The organism is Gorillibacterium sp. CAU 1737 (genome assembly GCF_039888655.1).
Taxonomy (GTDB): Bacteria; Bacillota; Bacilli; order Paenibacillales; family NBRC-103111; genus Gorillibacterium.
The window spans coordinates 202,218-220,038 of sequence record NZ_JBDQQO010000005.1; the positions used below are offsets into that span (position 1 = coordinate 202,218).

The 17,821-nt window shown below is 57.2% G+C and carries 16 protein-coding genes; 8 read left to right on the forward strand and 8 right to left on the reverse strand.

Annotated elements, in window-relative coordinates:
• The first annotated feature begins 26 nt into the window (after positions 1 to 26).
• Positions 27 to 872 carry an adenylyltransferase gene (locus AAFN83_RS12570; protein WP_347769823.1) on the forward strand — a complete coding sequence of 282 codons (846 nt, stop codon included), beginning with the start codon at positions 27 to 29 and terminating at the stop codon, positions 870 to 872.
• On the opposite strand, the gene AAFN83_RS12575 is transcribed toward AAFN83_RS12570, so the two are convergent.
• The 3 genes from AAFN83_RS12575 to AAFN83_RS12585 are packed head-to-tail and all read right to left on the reverse strand — an operon-like array spanning position 826 to position 3,221.
• Positions 826 to 1,695, reverse strand: coding sequence for a WYL domain-containing protein (locus tag AAFN83_RS12575; RefSeq protein ID WP_347769825.1), 870 nt, complete (start codon positions 1,693 to 1,695; stop codon positions 826 to 828). The genes AAFN83_RS12570 and AAFN83_RS12575 overlap by 47 nt on opposite strands.
• Positions 1,682 to 2,992, reverse strand: coding sequence for a helix-turn-helix transcriptional regulator (locus AAFN83_RS12580; RefSeq protein ID WP_347769827.1), 1,311 nt, complete (start codon positions 2,990 to 2,992; stop codon positions 1,682 to 1,684). The genes AAFN83_RS12575 and AAFN83_RS12580 overlap by 14 nt, the downstream gene beginning before the upstream one ends.
• Before the next feature lie 28 nt (positions 2,993 to 3,020).
• The gene (locus AAFN83_RS12585; RefSeq protein WP_347769829.1) at positions 3,021 to 3,221 is read right to left on the reverse strand and encodes a DUF2536 family protein; all 201 of its coding nucleotides are present in this window, start codon (positions 3,219 to 3,221) and stop codon (positions 3,021 to 3,023) included.
• Positions 3,222 to 3,392: 171 nt separating this feature from the next.
• Here AAFN83_RS12585 and AAFN83_RS12590 point away from each other — a divergent pair, with 171 nt between their 5' ends.
• Both AAFN83_RS12590 and AAFN83_RS12595 read left to right on the forward strand, forming a co-directional pair.
• On the forward strand, positions 3,393 to 4,004 hold the full coding sequence (locus AAFN83_RS12590) for a GNAT family N-acetyltransferase (protein WP_347769831.1): 612 nt from the start codon (positions 3,393 to 3,395) through the stop codon (positions 4,002 to 4,004).
• 67 nt (positions 4,005 to 4,071) lie between these two features.
• Positions 4,072 to 4,659 (forward strand): TetR/AcrR family transcriptional regulator, encoded by a 588-nt coding sequence (locus AAFN83_RS12595; protein ID WP_347769833.1) that lies wholly within the window; start codon positions 4,072 to 4,074, stop codon positions 4,657 to 4,659.
• A 69-nt stretch (positions 4,660 to 4,728) separates the two neighbouring features.
• Here AAFN83_RS12595 and AAFN83_RS12600 read toward each other — a convergent pair whose 3' ends face one another.
• Positions 4,729 to 5,511, reverse strand: coding sequence for an alpha/beta fold hydrolase (locus tag AAFN83_RS12600; protein WP_347769835.1), 783 nt, complete (start codon positions 5,509 to 5,511; stop codon positions 4,729 to 4,731).
• Between the two features lie 269 nt (positions 5,512 to 5,780).
• Between AAFN83_RS12600 and AAFN83_RS12605 the strand changes: the two genes are divergently transcribed.
• From AAFN83_RS12605 to AAFN83_RS12620, 4 genes are all read left to right on the forward strand, one after another.
• A complete protein-coding gene (locus AAFN83_RS12605; RefSeq protein WP_347769837.1) occupies positions 5,781 to 6,893 on the forward strand; it encodes an SLC13 family permease in 1,113 nt (370 codons plus the stop codon).
• Positions 6,894 to 6,985: 92 nt separating this feature from the next.
• Positions 6,986 to 7,357 (forward strand): PH domain-containing protein, encoded by a 372-nt coding sequence (locus AAFN83_RS12610; RefSeq protein WP_347769839.1) that lies wholly within the window; start codon positions 6,986 to 6,988, stop codon positions 7,355 to 7,357.
• A 169-nt stretch (positions 7,358 to 7,526) separates the two neighbouring features.
• On the forward strand, positions 7,527 to 9,929 hold the full coding sequence (locus AAFN83_RS12615) for a polyprenyl synthetase family protein (protein WP_347769841.1): 2,403 nt from the start codon (positions 7,527 to 7,529) through the stop codon (positions 9,927 to 9,929).
• A 96-nt stretch (positions 9,930 to 10,025) separates the two neighbouring features.
• Entirely contained in the window at positions 10,026 to 11,270 is a 1,245-nt protein-coding gene (locus tag AAFN83_RS12620; protein WP_347769843.1) for a GGDEF domain-containing protein, read from the forward strand.
• A gap of 62 nt (positions 11,271 to 11,332) precedes the next feature.
• On the opposite strand, the gene AAFN83_RS12625 is transcribed toward AAFN83_RS12620, so the two are convergent.
• From AAFN83_RS12625 to rbsK, 4 genes are all read right to left on the reverse strand, one after another.
• Positions 11,333 to 11,764, reverse strand: coding sequence for a DUF4395 domain-containing protein (locus AAFN83_RS12625; protein ID WP_347769845.1), 432 nt, complete (start codon positions 11,762 to 11,764; stop codon positions 11,333 to 11,335).
• Positions 11,765 to 11,939: 175 nt separating this feature from the next.
• Positions 11,940 to 13,694, reverse strand: coding sequence for a permease (locus AAFN83_RS12630; RefSeq protein WP_347769847.1), 1,755 nt, complete (start codon positions 13,692 to 13,694; stop codon positions 11,940 to 11,942).
• Between the two features lie 40 nt (positions 13,695 to 13,734).
• Positions 13,735 to 14,547: a sugar phosphate isomerase/epimerase family protein gene (locus tag AAFN83_RS12635; RefSeq protein WP_347769849.1), complete on the reverse strand. Its 813-nt coding sequence runs from the start codon at positions 14,545 to 14,547 to the stop codon at positions 13,735 to 13,737.
• Positions 14,548 to 14,716: 169 nt separating this feature from the next.
• On the reverse strand, positions 14,717 to 15,634 hold the full coding sequence (gene rbsK / locus AAFN83_RS12640) for a ribokinase (RefSeq protein WP_347769851.1): 918 nt from the start codon (positions 15,632 to 15,634) through the stop codon (positions 14,717 to 14,719).
• 241 nt (positions 15,635 to 15,875) lie between these two features.
• Here rbsK and AAFN83_RS12645 point away from each other — a divergent pair, with 241 nt between their 5' ends.
• Entirely contained in the window at positions 15,876 to 17,768 is a 1,893-nt protein-coding gene (locus tag AAFN83_RS12645; protein ID WP_347769853.1) for a hypothetical protein, read from the forward strand.
• Positions 17,769 to 17,821 lie beyond the last annotated feature (53 nt).

A 17,821-nucleotide genomic window follows, 5' to 3' on the forward strand; every position in this document is an offset into this window, starting at 1 on the left:
TCCTCCAGGAAAGGAAGTCTTTTGGTATGCACAAAGAGTTGGAAGCGGCCTTCGGTCGATTGGTCGCGATCATGCAGCAGGACGAACGGTGCAAGGGCGGTTGGCATTACGGCTCGATCAGCCGGGGAGAACAGGACATGTATTCGGATTATGACCCGGTCTTTTTGGTGGCGGATCAGGATTTCGAGGCTTTGGCAGCGGATGCGCCGAAGCTGCTGGCCGAGGCGGCCGATGAGCTGCTCCTCTTCTGGGGAGAGAGCTTTAATGACGACCACTTCAAGAATTACTGCAGTGTCATCCGGCTCGGGGACAACCTGCATCAGCTCGATCTCTTCCTCCTTAATGCGGATTACCCGGAGGAATGGATGTGCCGACAGCACTGCAAGGGATGTACCCGAGAGCACATCATCTTTGACCGGACAGGAGAAGTTGGAGCGTTTCTGGACCGCGGCTATCGCACGGACAACTCCATCCCGGACCCGGTAAGGGCGATGGATACCTATTGGCTTCACATCGAAATGCTGATTAAATACTTCAAACGAAAAGATCTGTTCAAGATTCTTAAGAATCTGGACGTTCTTTTCCATGCCCATGTGGACCTGCTGCTGAGTGAGTACGACACGCTGGATTGGGGGGCTTGGGAGAGTAAGGTGAAGCATGGCGTCCCGCAGGAGCTGCAGGAGCATCTGCGCCTATACGGGGCAAAAGCGGACTTCCCGGAGCTGGAAGCGGCGGTGAAGGCGGCCATGGCGGCCTTCTATGAGGATGCAAGGGCCGTCTGTCGGAGCAAGGGGATTGCGTATCCCGACTCCATCCCCCAGCAGATCATGGCCTATTTCCACCGGCGGCTGAGCCAGGAGGAGTGGTTGTAATGGGGGTTCCTTCCGATACAGTGTCCGCCTCGGCATAACGGCTCAGTGCTTTCGTAGAGGATTCCAGCATCCGGTTGATAAGGTATTGCCCCTGGACGACGCGAACCCGCTTCCCGAGAAAGCGCAGCTTGGACAGTAGGTATTCGAATTCATTGCCGAGGAGATAGACCGTCACCCGATACGCGTCGGTCTCGGCGTCATAGGCCACCGTCTTCTCAAAGCTGGAAAAGGCGTACAGGATTCGCGACAGCTCCTCATTGTACAGGGGGACAATCTCGATGACCACTCGCCTTCTTCGAGCGTGCAGCTTCTGGGCCAACTGCAGCGCTGCGCGCTCCTGCTCCGCCGGATCGACCTCAGCTTCGGTAGCCGAATGAATCTTCTTCACACGTGTACACATGACCGTATAGCGCGGGAGATTGATCCAGTGGAGGTACCACTCCCGTTTGATCATGGAATATTCCAGCTTGAGGGGAACGCCGAGATGGTCGACGTTTACATAGCCGCTTTTCCCTTCGTAGCTGAGTCGCAAGCCTTTCCTCGCAAGGATCGATTGCCGCAGGGGGCGCAGCAGCGGGTGGTACACGTGCTTCTCCCGGCTGCGAGCTTTTTCGAGCAGATGCTCGGTCGTGTCCATGACCTGATCTTTCTCCAGTATGCCGCCCAGCTTCGACAAGGTTTCCGGCAGGAAGGCATCCTGGGCGGCCGGGTGGGCCAGCATGGTCTTCAACCACGCTCGTTCATGCGAGGTTACCATGAACGTTCCGGAATCCTCCAAGCGGGAGAGGATTTGGTGATTGAAGACCTTCTCAAACAGATTCATAGTACGCTCGAATCTCCTTCCATTCCGCGATCATTTCCCGCCGCAGGGAGGGAGGGGCTACTACCTCGCAGCTTGATCCGAAGCTGCGAAGCCAAGGCCTGATCTCGGTGGTGCCGTTCACCGTGATTTCATACAGGAAGGAATCTAATGATTCCTCTACAACTTGCCCCCACTGTCCCTGCAGCAGGACTCGCTCCTTGATGAAATTGCTCTCGGACGTCGGAGGATTGAAGAATCGAACACGAATTTGAATCGGACGGCCGGTATCCACGAGCCAGCTCGTCTGGATCCGTTTCATCAATTCTTCTGTCTGCGCTCGATAGCGTTCCTCTGAAACCGTTTCGAGCTCTTCCATCTGGGTGATGCCTTCGATGCGGTATTTGCGCAAGCCCTGTCTTCCGAAGCCCAGCAGGTACCACCTGCCATATTGGTGATCGTATACCACCTTAATCGGAACAAGCTGCTCGATTCGTCCTCCTGCCTCGCGAGGAAAGGAAGGGTTTGTGTTTTTGGAGGCATAGCTCTTCTCCGACTTTGGCGAGAAGTAGACGAACCTTACCTTGCACCGGCGGCGGATGGCATCAAGCAGGGGAAACAGATGTGCTTCATCCACGATGCGGGAATAGTAGTGATATTTATAGAGAAACGGCTCAAGCTCCGCAGGAGAACGCCCATCTCGCAGGAGCTGCTTTTTCAGACCGTCCCGGAGCAGATAGCCCTGTACGGACGGGACCTGGGTATTCGCCATCACATCCACAAAATCGAATAGGTCGAGCAGCTCCTCTTCCGTCAATTGGCGGATCAGGTCGTTCTGAACGCGATACCGATAGGGTCGTGGTCCAGGCTCCCTGACGATAACCCCAACCTCTTCCAAATACTTCAGATCCGAGCGGATTGTCTTTTCGTCCGGCATCGGCATTTCCATTGACAGGCTGCTGCAGCAGTGATCCAGAAGCTCCTTGGCAGTCATGGTCTGCTCGTGCAGGCTGGCAATGACCAGCGAGAGGCGCTCGCTCTCCGTTTCCTTGACGGATTTCGCCCGGAACAGGAACAAGAGCAGAGGGTCTGCTGAATCCTGATACCGGAAGCGGATGGCCTCGGACAGCTCCCGGTCTTGCTCCTGCGGTAGATTTGCTTGAAGGGAGTTCGCCACATCCTTCAGCTTCCGGGTGGTTTTATCAAATGTATGTACGGAGATGCCGAGCCGTTCCGCGAATTGCTGGCGATTGAAAGCGCCGCTGGTTAGCACGAGCATCCGCAGGAACTGAATCTCTTTATCAAAGCTTTCCTTTGCCATGAGGCACCTCATTCCTGAAAAACATGGGTTAAGCCTTGAAGTGCACCACAGCGCTGTACTGCATCTGATTGCGAACCGGATCAAACACAACGTGATGCTGAACCGAATGAAGGCCAAGCAAGAGGGCCTTATTCACCTCCATCCGTTCCTCGATGCTTCTCTCCAATGTCTTCAAGTCATAAGCTTGGAAGCATTCCACCTTGTCCTTAATGGAATCCAGTGTGATCATGAGTTTCACCTCCTGCCTTCATTTCTGCGATTCTCCTATTTTAGCGATTGGGGCCGAGATAATCCAGAAGAACGAGGTTTCGTCATGCAGCAGATTGACTTGACACAGGGAAATCCAGCCTTCATGATGGTACTATAAATACTATACTAGTACCAAACTGGAGGGATTCCTATGAAGGCTGTAATGATCCACCAAGCAAGTGCGGAGTCTTCTGTCGGAGGCAAGCTGGCTGCCATGGCGCTCGATTACATGGCTTACCCGGTGGCGGGCTCGAAGGAGCCGTCTGTCGTCGAGCGCACCCTGCAGCATCTCTGGAGGCACAAATTCAATCGATTCAGCCATCGGTATGCGTTTGAAGCCCGGTTGGACGGGCAGACGGCGGGGATGATGATTTGCATGCCGGCGGAGGAAGTCGACCGGTTAACGTGGAAGGTAGTCCAGGAATTGCTCAAGCTGAACGGGTGGTCATTCGTGCAGTATTCCCTCCGGAACCTGCGTGAATCGCTGGCGTTGCTGTCGATCAAGGATGCTTTTGAGGGGGAGTTTCATATCGCTGCCTTGGCGGCTCTTCCCGAGGCGAGAGGCTTCGGGATTGGCACGAAGCTCCTGCACCATGCCGAGGAACTGGCCCGATCGAAGCAATTCAAGAAGACCTCCCTGTCGGTACGGAGTGAGAATGATCAGGCGGTAAAGCTCTACGAGCGGATGGGGTATCGAGTGGTTCAGGTCATCAAGAAAAAGCCGTATCACCTGTTCCGAATGGTGAAGCCGCTGCCCCTTTGAGCAAGGAAATGCAGGGAAATCATGAACGAAGAGAGCCTGGGGCATTCCCTAAAGGAAGGAAAAGAAGATGACAGCAAATCGCGACGATCACGTGTACCTCACGCTCTTGACCTTGTTCGAGAGCAAGGGGACGCGATTCACGACAGAGGATCTGGCAAGAGAGCTGGCAACCAGCAAGAGGACGATCTATACCCATTTTACCGGGAAGGAGGACATGATCGACCAAACGATCGATTATGTGTTTGCCGACATGATGAAGGCGGACGAGGAAATCCTTCAGAACCCGAACCTGCCTATCGCGGAAAAGCTGAAAAAAATCCTCTGCGGAGCTCCGGATGCCTACAGCATCGGCTCCATCACTCGTCATGCGGTTGACCTTCGGCGCCATTACCCGGACTTGTGGGCGAAGGTGGAGCGTAACCTGGATTCGCTCTGGAATCCCCTGATCCAGTTGGTTGAAGAAGGCGTACAGGCTGGAGAGCTGAGAGAGGTAAACCCGGTCATCCTCCGGCTCATGGTGAAGGAGACGCTGAACCGGCTTTTGGATTACGAATACATGACGAAGAATCAGATCACCTTTGAGTCGGGCATTCAGGCAATGGGCGACATCCTCCTCCTGGGCTTGCTGAAACCGACTTCGTCCAGGAAAAACTAGAAGGGAGAGGGACTCTGGGTCCCTCTCCCTTTTTGATCAAAGCAAGGTTTTATTCAACGCATGGATGCATTACTGAATCCCCTTCAACCAGGCCGTCATCGCCTGAATGACTTCTTCTCGTTGCTGCTCGGCTGTAATAGAGGGATCGTTGTCCCCCTTTTGCTTCCCGTAGGTGCCGAACTGACCGTGATTGCCTCCCTCGATGGAGACATAGGTTGTATCCGCCGGCAGATTGGTTTTGGCGGCTTCCCACTTATCTTGCTGGAGGATGGCATCCTTTGTCGCGGTCATCTGCAGCGCGCTCAGGTTCATGCCGCTCAAGCTGCCGCCGTCATCAGCATAGGAGGCCATGAAATAGACACCCGATATGGAATCGAGGTGTTTGGCGGCATAGCGGGAAGCGAAGACGCCGCCGAGGGAGTGCCCGCCGATCACGAAGCCATCCTCGGGGTATTGCTTGAGGAAGGCGTCGGCCTTGTTCTGGCCGAAGAATGCAAGCTCGAAAGGCATCCTGGCGATGAATACGCGATGACCGGTCTCAGCAATTCCTCTGGCAAAAGGGGCGTAGCTCTCCGGCTTCACGAAGCCGCCGGGGTAGAAAATGACGTTTGGCTGGAGGACGTCGCCTGTGGCCGGCTCAAAGAGGAGGCCTCCCTTCACGCTCTGAACGGTGACGCGATTATCGCTCTGCATGGCGGCCTTCGCTTCCGGCAGCGGCTCGTAGGTCAGATTCTGATAAGCGATAGCGAGACCGACGGCGACAGCGACAAGGACGATCACAAGAGCGAGAAGAATCTTTTTCGCCCGGGAACGTTTGGGTTTGGGACGGGCTTCGACAATACCTTCTTTCATGATGTATACTCCTTCCGGTAGCGGGTCTTGGTGTTCATCAACTAATTATACTCGAAAGTTAATTATCGTAAAACCATATGTCGCGACTTAGAGAGTGCTTGCAAACTCGCTCTAGGAATAGTGTCCCTTGTTCCGCCTATTCAAATCCGTAATTCGAATCTTATGCGAAGGGTGCATCATCCCAGGAAACGACCACAAAAAAACCGTCGTGGCGATCCCCGGTTTTCGCTATAATAGAACACGACTATTTCCGAGGAGCCGCCATCATCATGACAACGTTCTCTGCCTTGCTTAAGCGTTCCGTCTCCTTCTGCCGCAAGGAACCGGTCTTCGTCATCTCCTTTCTTGCGGCGGCGGTTGCGGGCTTTTGTTCGCCTCCTCATGTGGAGGCCATTCACTGGAGCGTGATCGGCACGCTCTTCTCGCTCATGCTCGTCTGCCTGGCGTACGAGGAATGCAACGTTTTGCAGGCGGTTGCGGGGGCAGCGCTCAGCGCCTTTGCCACTCCGCGCAAGCTGGGACTCGCCATGATCGCCGCGACGGGAGTACTGGCCATGTTCGTCACGAACGATGTGGCGCTGCTCACCGTCGTTCCGCTGACCCTCCTCATGGCTCGGATGAGCGGCCGAGATCCCTTTCTTCTCGTGATTCTGGAGACGCTGGCCGCGAACCTCTTCTCGGCGCTCACGCCGTTCGGCAACCCGCAGAACCTGTTCCTGTATGCGTACTATTCGATGAGCCCCGCGGAATTTTTCATCATCATGGCGCCGCTCGGCGCAGGCTCCATCGTCCTGCTTGTCGCGGCGAATCATCTGCTTAATCGCGGGGAGCCGTATCCCGTGCAGCGAGAGAAGACGGCCGTTCGCCGTCCGCTGCTCCTAACGGCCGCTACCGCAGCCTTTGTCCTGACGCTGCTCGCGGTCTTCCGCGTGTTGAGCGTGTGGCTAGCCGCCGGCGTTACGGTCCTCCTCCTCGCGTTCCTTGCGCCGAAGCTGTTTCGCCGGGCGGATTATCTACTGCTCGGAACCTTCGTGCTGTTCTTTCTGTTCACTGACAGCCTGACCGGCATCCCGGTCGTTCGGGAAGCACTGGTTGCCTTGCTCGGAACCCCGAAGGCGGTGCTCTTCACCTCTGTCGGCTTGTCCCAAATCATCAGCAACGTTCCCGCCGCCGTGCTGCTTGCTAGCTTTACGCCGCATTACCGGGAGCTGCTGATCGGGGTGTCGGTCGGCGGGCTCGGTACGGTTGTCGCTTCGCTCGCGAGCCTCATCTCCTACCGGCTCTACAGTCGGGAGTATCCTCCAGGCCGCTATTTAGCGGTTTTTACCCTGATCAACGTTGCCTTCCTGGTGCCTCTTCTCCTGGTCATGGCTTTCCTTTGAGCACACATGAAATGAAAAAAATGCAGAAAGAAGGATTATTTTGACAGACGTAGAATTCATTCGAGGAATCTATCTCTTAGGAGGCAAGGGTAATGGCGGATACGAACGCGATTCTCGAATGGGTGCTGGTGTCAGAATGTCCAATTCCTAATGATGTGACTGAATTGCTGGTGGAGGGAGAGGTGGCGGTAGCGGCCTATAAAACCTTCCGGGACAGCGCTATCTTTACCAACAAGCGGTTGATTGTCCGCGATGCTCAAGGCCTGACCGGGAAAAAGGTGGAGGTTTACTCCTTGCCGTACTCTGTCATCAACATGTGGTCGAGTGAAAATGCCGGACGGCTCTTGGACTTCACCTCCGAGCTTGAAATGTGGACCCGTGCGGGGCACATCAAGATCAAGCTGCAAAAAGGCGTCGACATCCGCAAGCTGGACCGACTGCTCGCGAACGCTGTCCTGAAGTAACCGGATGCCTGGAGGAGCTCGATGAGACGGGCTCCTTTTTTTATGCCTCAGGAGAAGAATCTTGGATTTGCAGCCCGCAACCAAAAGACGCTTTCCCCGTACTAGTAGCTCAGCACCTTTCATTACACGATGAGAATTGAACAAGCAACAGGAGAGGACTAGAGAACGCATGCCCACCCCCCCGAACCTCAATCTCGTTGAGCCTGACCGATGCTGGAAGCAAGCGGAGGAGAGGGCTGCCCGCTATTTGTCTCTGTTATCCGATAACGTAACGAAAAAGGCTTATATTCCGCATTTAACCCATGATTTTCGATTGTGGCAGAAGGAACATGTGCGCCGAACACCAAGACTCCTCCGCTGGATTCGCAGGATGAGGACCCCGGATACCGGCAACGTGGGCCTCTATCTCGATTGGCTTAAGCGACACGACAAGCTGGATGCTTACCTGGACCGGAGCATCTCTTATATTTATTTGAGGGATCTTGGCAAAGCCCTCGACGATCCCGCCACCCGTCTTCAGACGAGAAGAGCGGTGGAGGACATCAAGACGCACCTCCTTTCGACTTCACCTAAGGAAAGTAACAATCTCTCTTCGATGATGGACCTGGACGGCTTGTACCGTTGGGGGCAGAAGGAAGGAGTCGAGGATGCGGTCATCTGGGTGATCGGCAAGCTAAAAAGGGCAGGGGAGCACATTCCGGAGGGAATGAATCCCGAGCATGCCCAGCGGAAGCTGATCAAGATCATCCTGGGGGTGCTCTTGCATGTCTTCGACGAGCTGGAAGAAGGGACGCCCCCGGCCGAACGCTCCGCTCGCCTGGATGAAGCCATTCGCATCGGCTATTCGTACGGGCTCACCTACCCGTTCGTGGATGACCTCCTCGACGCACAGGTGCTGGACGCCCGGGAGAAGGAGCAGGTATCCAGCATCCTGCGCGAGTCGCTGGTAACCGGGCAAGTCCCGGATTGGACCCTCTGGGGGGATTGGCGGGAGGAGAACCTCTTCTTGATGCGCTATGTCTATGCGGAGCTGAAGGAAGCGTTCGAATTCATCCGCGATCAGCAGCGGGAGGAGACGCAGCAGTACTTTTTCGAGCAGGCGTACGTGTTCTATCAGGCACAGGAAGTGGATCGAACCAAATCTCTTTCTTATCCGGGTTATACAAATGAAGATCTGTATCTTCCGATCATGACCAAGTCCGCCTCTTCCCGGTCCATCGTTCGCTCCGTGCTGCACACTGCTACGAGCGAAGTAGTGGAGGAGAGAACCTTCTATTACGGCATCTACAACCAGCTCTCGGATGATTTTGCCGACCTGTATGAGGATTTGGCGGCGGGAGCGGTGACCCCCTATACGTACTATTTGACTTACAAAGACAAGAGACCGGACCTCTTGAACCCGTTTGAGCTGTATTGGACGGTCATCGCTTACCTGCTTCATGAGGTCTATCGCTCCGATGCGATGACGCGGGAGGTGCTGCTCGATCGGGCGATCAACGGGCTCAAGCGCTGCAAGGTTCGTCTGGGCGAAGAGGGGTACCGCGCTTTAATGGAAGAGCTGACGGGAGGAATGGAGGACTTCGCCCCGTTGCTTCAACGTATGGTGCGCGAGGCTGGAGATGTCGACTTTCTGGATAAGCTCGTGCGCGACCGGATGGTCGGTCAGCTTCGCAGCAGCAAGCTGGAGCAGGAGGACTTTCACGAGACGCTTCGCACGGTACGCGAGCGAATCGATGCCATCCTGCCGATTCCGCCTCATGCCGCGTTCAGCGGTGAACAGGAACCGCTGCGAGAAGCGGCAAACTACAGCCTCCAAGGGGACGGCAAGCGGCTCCGGCCGATTCTGGCCTGGTTCATGGGGGTCCGGGAATACGGCCTTTCGGAGCAGGCGCTGCTGCCGCTGCTGCGTTCGCTCGAATACATGCACACAGCCTCTCTGATCTTCGACGACTTGCCCTCGCAGGACAACTCCTCCATGCGCCGTGGGAGGGCTGCCCTGCACGAGCAATATGACAGCTCGACGGCAGAGCTGACCGGACTCTTCCTGCTGCAAAAGGCGGTCCAGGACCAATCCTCGCTCAGCAGCTTCGATCCTGCGGCGGTGCTGGAGCTCATGAACTACTCCTCCCGCAAAGCTCAGGAGATGTGCATGGGCCAGGCGCTGGATTTGCGAATGAGCGGGCGAAGCCTGTCCTACGATGAGTTGAACCGAATCTGCTTCTACAAAACAGGCATCGCCTTTGAAGCCTGCCTCGTCATGCCAGCGATCCTCGCTCGTGCGAACCCGACCGAAATCGAGGCGCTCACCCAGTTCGCCTATCACATCGGCATCGCCTTTCAGATCAAGGATGATCTGCTTGATGCCGAAGGCGACGCCGGAGTTCTGGGCAAGCCGGTGGGGCAGGATGCTGCGAACGGGCGAACGACCTTCGTCACCTTGCTCGGCTCTCCGAAAGCACGACAGCAGATGTGGAGTCATTATGCGTTCGCCATGGATGAGATCGGACGGATTCCCCGCCGGATCAGTTTCCTGCGGCAGTTGGCCGCTCATTTGATCCTGCGCGAGCGATAAGCATTAAGCGCAAGAGGGGCTTGCGCCGATAACTAGAGAGTGCGCATCATGCCGGAAGGCATGCTGCCGACTTTGCCTGGAAGGGAATAGCCCCACGTGAAACGAACCTTGAAAGCCGCTCTGCCGGCCCTGATTCCCTTGCTATTTCTTCTCGCTGCTTATGCGTTCTTGCAAAAAAGCGACACCCTGACCGAACCGCAGCTTGATCTTCTTCAGGCAGCGCCCTACGCCGTCCTGGCCATCGGCTGTATAATCGCCTGGAAGTTTCATCACAGCCGGGAATTCTTCATCCTGCTGCTGCTTGGCGCATGCCTGTTCCTGTTGTCAGGTGGCGGCTGGTTAGCCTCCCGTCAGCCGGACTGGAAGCCGGACCCTCGCGCCGTGTTTCTGCTCGTGAGCCTGGCGATCCCGCTTAACGCGGCGCTGTTCTCCCTCTTCCGTGAACGCGGAATCGGCAGCGTGTGGGGCCTTTCCCGCCTCACGCTGCTGGCTGCTCAAGCCGGAGCGATAATCTGGCTGAGCCGCGCCCATCATACCGAGTGGTTGGAGCGCTGGCAGGAGCGCCTTCATCCTTTCGGAGAGAAGCTGACGGGATCAACGGCCTTCTCTCAAGCCGCTCTGGCGGCATTCGGGCTGGCCGCGCTGGTGCTCCTGCTCCGGTTCCGAAGCCGGAAGAGTCCGGCGGAGTTTGCCCATTTGGCGCTTCTCGCCGCACTGCTCTATACCTTGCGTTCCGGCAATGAGGATTCCCTGCTGCTTGCGGTAGGGTTCGGCTTGAGCGGCCTGCTCCTCATCGCTTCGATCCTGCAGGATTCCTACTCGATGGCGTTCACCGACGAGTTGACCGGCCTTCCCTCGCGCCGCGCGCTCAAGCAGGACTTGCTGAAGCTGGGCTTCTCCTACAGCATCGCGATGCTGGACATCGATTTTTTCAAAAAGTTCAACGATACCCACGGACACGATACCGGGGATGATGTGCTGAAGCTGGTCGCCTCCGTGATCCGCCACGTTCCGGGCGGGGGCAAGGCTTACCGTTATGGCGGTGAAGAATTCACCGTGGTGTTCAAAAACAAAAGTGCGGCGGAAGCTATCCCGCACCTGGAGGAGCTCCGCGAAACGGTCTCGAAGCGGGGCTTCACGGTGCGGAGCAAGCCTCGCTCAACCCGCAAGCGCAAAGGACGCTCGGGAGCGGCTCGTGCGGCGCGTGAGCTCTTCGTTACGGTAAGCATCGGCGTCTCGAACCGCAGCGAGACAGCGAAGACACCCGACGCCGTGATGAAGGAAGCGGACAAAGCCCTCTACCGCGCCAAGAAGAAGGGGCGCAACTGCGTCAGCAAATGAAAAAGGATGGCTCCGTTTTCCCCTTTGTCAGGGGAACGGAGCCATCCTTTTCTCTTGGATCGTCAGGCCGCCGGGCGACGAACCTTGCGCAGCGCCTTCCACCTCTTATATTGGAAATAGATCGTGCAGCCGATGCAATAGCCGGCGAGGGCCGCCCCAGCTGCGGCAAGCAGCATCGTGGCAAAGAGATAACCGGCGAGGGTCAAGCCGAAGGAGAAGGACAGGAGCGACAGGGTGAGGAAGAGAACAGCCAGCGTGTTGTTGAATCGCTGGAGCTCGTAAGCTTCCGTACGGGAGCCCTTGATGGAAAGCCACGGCTTGGCGAGACGCACGAACAGATTGGCTTTGCCTGCACTGGCGAGGCCGATTACCTGAATAAGCCAGAGTGCAGCCAGCACCCAGGGCTGTTGGAAAGCAAACGCGCCGATCACGAACAAGACGATTCCGGTCTGATTGGCTTTGACGTAAGGAACGGGAATTTTGCGAGCTGTCATGACCCTGCCTCCTTATGAATAATTCCGATTGGATTAGTATAATTTTATAGCAGGAGAAGGTCTCTGTAAACGCTGATTTGCGCTTTTTCTTTAAAAACGGATTGTGTTTTCGGAGGAAGGTCACCGAGACGAAAAACAAAGCCGCACCGACAAGCCCGGTGCGGCTGTTCTCGTTCTATTTCGTGGAACGGCTTGAGGAATCGGCCCACTCATAAACGGCGTAGGTGGAAGGAGGAAGCTGGATCGCATACTCGCGTAAGCCGTCCGCGAGGACCGCCGTTTCCCGCAGAGGAGGGGCGTTCTTCACCGGCGTGAGCTGGTGAAGCTCAGTACCGGGCGGGACTTGCACCTTCCAGGTGGAGGTATGCGGAGCGAATGACTCCAGCACGAAGCGGCTGTTGTCATAGGCGAAGACTCCGGCGTCCCCCGGCCCGATCAGTCGGAACGGAAGGAGTCCTTCCGTGAACACGGAGCGAATGCGGGTGATAACCGCCTCCGGCAGGTGGAGAAGATCAGCCGGGTGCTCTGGAATAACGAGCGTGTAGATCTTACCTCGGCCATACGGATTGGACAGCAGGATCGGGAAGTTCGTCGGTCCTTGCCAAGCGACAATCTCCTGCCAGGTGGCATTCGTCCCGAAGTCCAACACGGGGTAACGGATACTCCGACTCGCCGGGTAGAATTCCTGGAAGGAGCAGATGCCCGTCTCCAATGCGTACTGCTCTGCTGTCAGGCTGGCGCCGGTGAGCTGGATTGGAACCAGCTCCGTGATGCCGCGCTCCGCCATGGCCGAGACGAAGCCGGAGGTCATGACGGCATGGCCGCCTTCTTGCAGGTATCCTTTGAGCTTCTCGAGAATGGCCTCGTCTGCAGCTGCTGGAGCGGACAGGAGGAGCGTCCTCGCGGATTTGCTGGCGTCCGGGAAGAACGGGGTCAGCTCCAGCGGGATGCCTGCCATGCCGAGCAGGTCGTACAGGTGATCTTCTCCCCGCGCGTGGTGAGGCTTGTACACAAGCGCCCCGATGGGCTCTCCGAGACGAGCGGTCACGTCGTCCAGCTTGTCCAGTTGGAAGCCGAGTGCCGGCACGTAAGGGTGATCCAGCAGGAGGTGGTAGCAGAACAGCGTCAGCTCGCGCGCTTTGCTGAACGCAGTCAGGTTGGCCTGCTCGAGGTAATAGTCGGTGTAGGTGCAGTCGTAGGCATCAAACCACCCGCCTCCGTTGCGCCCCGGGTCCAGGTTCTCCATCCAGCGCATGAGCGAGTAGGAGGCGTACCGAGGAATGTGCTGTTGGCTGATGGCCGGGTCTCGGGTCTCGGTGCCCGTATAGATTCCGTCGAAGAGAGTGGGCTGCTGCTCCGTGTTGTAGCCGGCGGAAGCAAACGACTCGTTCCAGTTCGGGTATTTGATGATGACCTTTACATTTGGGTTAACCGCTTTAGCAGGCCGAATGATGACGTTCTCGGAGACTTCCGCCATCAGGGCAAGCCGGAACTCCTCCCAGCTGCGCTCCCCTTTGCGGGTACGACAGTCATCACAGGTGCAATTGGTGAAAAAGAAATCGTCCAGAATCACTTCATCAAAGACGGCAGCGGCCGTCTCCGCCGCTTCCCGAAGGCGGGCGCGCGAGGCTTCATCCGTGTAGCAGATTCCTCCGAGAATCCGCTCATAGCCGGGGCGGTAGGACGTTCCCAAGGTAGGCGTAATGCCGCCCGCTACCTCAAGACCCAACGAGAGGAAGAACGCTTTTAGCTCCTCCAGGCGTTCCCGGCTGAGGCTGGTGTCTCCCCGATGGTTTTCTATGTAGACTTTGCCCACCTTCAGATGCCGGAAAAAGAATGCCATCTCTTCCGCGAGCTGTTCCTCGCTCTTGTTCAGGCACCCGGCGGTGCAATAAAGCGCCAGTTGGAAGGATTGATAGGTTTCGGTCATGACACACCCTCATTTCTGGTGGAATATAAGCTTGACTATTCTACTTCCATGCCTTGCGCAGCCAGTCAGCCGATTGGCGCATATAGGCGAGCTGATCCGGAGCGCCAAAATGCTCGATGGCGAGCGTACCGGTGTAACCGGCCTCCCGCAGGCGGCGCAGGGATTCGCGAATGGCGATGCAGCCCCCACCGACTGGACTTGGATAGAGCATCTTGTCCGTCAGGGTGAGCTTCCCTTCACCCGAATTGGGCTCCAGTGAACGATCCTTGCAGTGGACGTGAACAACATGAGGGGCAAGCTTGTCCAAGGCGCGCAGCTCGTCTTCCCCCGAGTAGATGAAATTGCCTGTATCGAAGGTGCAGCCAAGCTGGGGAACGGCGCTCAGAAACTTCAGCAAGTCTTCCGAACGGGCGAACGGAGCCTGGCGGTCATCGAAATCCTCCATGGTCACGGTAATGCCCAGCGGCTCTGCGGCATCGCACAGCCGTTGAACGGCTTCGATCATAGCGGCAACCTGCGCCTCCTGCTCTTCCTCGGTTTGCTCAGGAGACAGAAAGCCCGGAATCACAAGCACCTTGCTTGCTCCGACGGCGACGGCATCTGCGAGAAATTGTGCCGCTTCCTCTTCTTGGCGCTTTTGGCCGAATTCGAAGAATCCATAGACGCTGGAAGCAGTGAATCCATGCTGGGCTAGCAGGCTTCTCAGACCGGCCGCATCTTGGCGAATGTCCGCCCAGTCAAGCTCAACCGCAGAGATGCCGAAGCCTGCGGCCTGATCGAGGATGTCCGCCAGGGGGCTCCCGGTTTGTTCGGCGGCTTCTTGCAGATGGTGGTAAAACACGGATAGCTGCATGGGCTTGCTCCTCTCGCTGTCCTCATAATGGGTGGTATAGCCATTATAGCAGATGGAGCGGAACTTATCTTCGAAGAATGGAAGCGCTACCGGAAAGGAAATCTCCATAACCCAAAACGATCCGCTGCCGGATACGGCTCCGGTGGCGGATCGTCTCAGGAAGAGGGAATTACGCCTCCTCTACTTCCCGCAAGGTGGGCATGCCCGCTTGGGCGCCGAAGCGGGTGACGGAGAGGGACGCGGACTTCACAGCAAAGGCGAGAGCCTGTTCGAGGCTCCAGCCGGATGCGAGGCCGAAGCCGAAGGCGCCGTTCAGGCAATCGCCCGCGCCAGTCGTGTCCACGGCTTGGACGGCAGGTGCTGCTACCGTCACCGGCTGATCGCCGATGAGGGTAGAGGCTCCTTCCCGGCCGCGCGTGAGGATGACCTGGTGACCATAACGCTGCCACCAACCGGCTAGAGCCTGCTCCCAGTCGCTGTCGGATGCAGGCGCAAGGCCGCTTGCTTCACGGAAAAAGGCGAACTCGGTCTCGTTCGGTGTGAAATAATCGGCGAGGTAAAGGATGGAGTCCGGCAGGCTGCGGGCTGGCGCAGGATTCAGGATCGTACGCACCCAGTTCGCGCGGGCGATACGAAGGCTGGCCTCAACCGCATCCAGCGGAATTTCCAGTTGGACGAGCAGGACGTCTGCTTGGCGGATGCGTTCCGCCGCCGCTTCGACCAGACTGGCCGTGACGCAGCCATTTGCTCCGGGCACGATGACGATGCTGTTGTCTTCTGCCGTATGCAAGATCGAGGCGATGCCGGTGGGGGTATTCGACAAGCGGGCTACCGCTTCGGTCGAAACGCCGTTCGCTTCGAGCTCGCTTAGGAGGGAGCGGCCGAAGGCGTCATCGCCCACCGCGCCGATCATGTCGACCTGGGCTCCGAGGCGCGCGCAGGCAACTGCTTGATTGGCGCCTTTTCCGCCGGATATGGTATGAATCGACTCGCCGGTTAAGGTTTCGCCTGCCTGGGGCATCCGCGGAGCGGTGACCACCAGGTCCATGTTCAGGCTGCCGACGACGGCGATGCGGGGTTGTCTCATGACTAGCACCTCATCTTTGGGTTGTTTCCTCCATGATGCCGCTAAGCTTGAGTCCTCGTCAAGCGCGAGCGGGGTAGACACCTTGGCGGGTACTTGAGCAGACATCTCTCGTTGACAAGGGAAGAAATCATTTTATACTTAAATGTAACCGGTTACAAAAGAGTGAGCGACGAGTGGAAGAGAGAATGCAATCCAGGGACCGGTTACCTTACAAGCCACCAAAAGAGAGGGGAAGCGAAGCATGGGAATCCGTTTGGAGAATCCGCAGCCGAAGGGCTGTGTGCTTACCGGAACCGAAGTGGAATTCGCCGAAGGCGGAGGCAGTCTGTTGTATCCGTTGAAGGGCAGTGAGGAATGGAGGAAGCACACCTATCTGCTCATCGAGGTGGAGAATCGGGAAGAGTACTCGGTCTGTCTGGAAGTGGGATTTTGGCAGGAGCATACGGAGAAGAAAAGCGATCTGTTCGTCGCCGTCGGCATCCTTCCCCGGGTGTCCACCACGGTGTGTGTGCCGATCCGGTTCCTGGACGGGCAAACCTTGTTCGGCCCGCGTCGCCCCGGGATTTTGAAGACGGTCATCAAGGGAAACGCCGTCAACCTCGATCGCTTGAAGGCGATGGGTATCAGCTTGCCGCCTTCCCACAAGAAAACCCGACTCTTCATCCGGGATGTCCGACTGGCGAATGAGGAGCCGAACGTTGAGCTCCATACGGCATCGCTGCTCGATGAGCTCGGTCAGGATGCACGCAGGAACTGGCTCGGCAAAACAGCAAGCCGCGAGGAATGCAGCCGGATGCTGTTGTCCCTTCGCGAGGAAGCGGAACGAGCGCTTGCGGCGGCTATGGATTCCTATCAGGGAGCACCTGAGCAGGACTATGAAGCGACGGGCTTCTTCCGGCTTGATCGGGACGAGCGCGGGGCGCACATCCTGGTAACGCCGGACGGCCATGCCTTCTTCAGCAGCGGGGTGGACTGCGTGAATCCAAACGCGAAGGGCCCAACCGACGGAGACGGGCAAATGCGCGACTTCCTCGTGGAGAACCTGATGCATGCTTTCGGAGACGACTGGTACGAGGCCTGGTCCACGATAACCAAGCATCGCCTGCTGGATTGGAGGGTGAACACGGTGGCAGCGTGGAGCGACCTGACCTTTGCCCGCCAAGCCAAGCTTCCGTATGTCGCCATGCTGGATGACTATCCAACCACCTCTCATCGGATTTATCGGGATTTTCCCGATGTATTTGCCGCGGAGTACGCCGAGCAAGCGGAAGCCTACGCCTGTCAGTTGGAGCCGCACTGCGATGATCGCTACCTGATAGGCTATTTCATGTCCAATGAACCCAACTGGGCTTTCGTAGACGGGCTGAACCTGGGCTATGAGCTGCTGCGGAACCCCGCCGAGCTAGTCTCCCGTACCGTCCTGCTCGACTTCTTGAAGGAGCGCTACCCGACTCCGGCATTGTTGAATGAGGCGTGGGGCACGGGCGTTTCTCGGTTGGAGGAGCTGTTCGAGCTGGGGCAATTCCCGGAGGTGTCCGAGCAGGCCATGGCGGATTTGGAGGCGTTCTCCCATCGGATGATCGAGGAGTACATCAAGATTCCGGCGCTCGCCCTGCGCAAGGTTGATCCGCATCACCTGAATCTCGGGATCCGGTATGCCTACATCTCCAGTCCGGCTCTCTATAGCGGGAGCTCGTATTTCGATATCTTCTCGATCAACTGCTACGAGAAAACCTGTGTCTCCTCCGTGCAAAAGGTCTACGATCAAGTCGGCCTCCCCGTGATGGTCGGAGAGTTTCACTTTGGCGCCATCGACCGCGGGCTTCCCGCCACAGGGATTCGAGGCGCAGCCGACCAGGTGAACCGCGGGCGCGCGATCCGCCGTTATGTCGAAGAAGCCGCTGCGCTTCCTTGCTGCGTAGGCGTCCACTACTTCCAGTACCACGACCAGCCGTACCTGGGGCGATTCGACGGGGAGAATTACAACATCGGCCTGGTGGATATTTGCAGCAAAGAGTATGCTGAGGTTACCGATGAATGGAAGCGGGCTAACGAGCGGCTGTATGCTCTTCGGCGGGGGCAGACGTCTCCGGTATCGGAAGAGATTGCGTACATGCCTGCCATTTTTTATTGAAAAGGGCTTGCTCGTGACGCAGCGTCATCAGGCACAATGGAGCCGAGGTGATG

Excerpts from the sequence above, each read along its gene's own strand:
- AAFN83_RS12615 (WP_347769841.1), top strand. The coding sequence starts at position 7,527 with ATGCCCACCCCCCCGAACCTCAATCTCGTTGAGCCTGACCGATGCTGG.
- AAFN83_RS12630 (WP_347769847.1), bottom strand. The coding sequence starts at position 13,694 with ATGACCGAAACCTATCAATCCTTCCAACTGGCGCTTTATTGCACCGCC.
- AAFN83_RS12580 (WP_347769827.1), bottom strand. The coding sequence starts at position 2,992 with ATGGCAAAGGAAAGCTTTGATAAAGAGATTCAGTTCCTGCGGATGCTC.
- AAFN83_RS12575 (WP_347769825.1), bottom strand. The coding sequence starts at position 1,695 with ATGAATCTGTTTGAGAAGGTCTTCAATCACCAAATCCTCTCCCGCTTG.
- AAFN83_RS12595 (WP_347769833.1), top strand. The coding sequence starts at position 4,072 with ATGACAGCAAATCGCGACGATCACGTGTACCTCACGCTCTTGACCTTG.
- AAFN83_RS12625 (WP_347769845.1), bottom strand. The coding sequence starts at position 11,764 with ATGACAGCTCGCAAAATTCCCGTTCCTTACGTCAAAGCCAATCAGACC.
- AAFN83_RS12605 (WP_347769837.1), top strand. The coding sequence starts at position 5,781 with ATGACAACGTTCTCTGCCTTGCTTAAGCGTTCCGTCTCCTTCTGCCGC.
- rbsK (WP_347769851.1), bottom strand. The coding sequence starts at position 15,634 with ATGAGACAACCCCGCATCGCCGTCGTCGGCAGCCTGAACATGGACCTG.
- AAFN83_RS12585 (WP_347769829.1), bottom strand. The coding sequence starts at position 3,221 with ATGATCACACTGGATTCCATTAAGGACAAGGTGGAATGCTTCCAAGCT.
- AAFN83_RS12600 (WP_347769835.1), bottom strand. The coding sequence starts at position 5,511 with ATGAAAGAAGGTATTGTCGAAGCCCGTCCCAAACCCAAACGTTCCCGG.
- AAFN83_RS12610 (WP_347769839.1), top strand. The coding sequence starts at position 6,986 with ATGGCGGATACGAACGCGATTCTCGAATGGGTGCTGGTGTCAGAATGT.
- AAFN83_RS12645 (WP_347769853.1), top strand. The coding sequence starts at position 15,876 with ATGGGAATCCGTTTGGAGAATCCGCAGCCGAAGGGCTGTGTGCTTACC.
- AAFN83_RS12570 (WP_347769823.1), top strand. The coding sequence starts at position 27 with ATGCACAAAGAGTTGGAAGCGGCCTTCGGTCGATTGGTCGCGATCATG.
- AAFN83_RS12635 (WP_347769849.1), bottom strand. The coding sequence starts at position 14,547 with ATGCAGCTATCCGTGTTTTACCACCATCTGCAAGAAGCCGCCGAACAA.
- AAFN83_RS12590 (WP_347769831.1), top strand. The coding sequence starts at position 3,393 with ATGAAGGCTGTAATGATCCACCAAGCAAGTGCGGAGTCTTCTGTCGGA.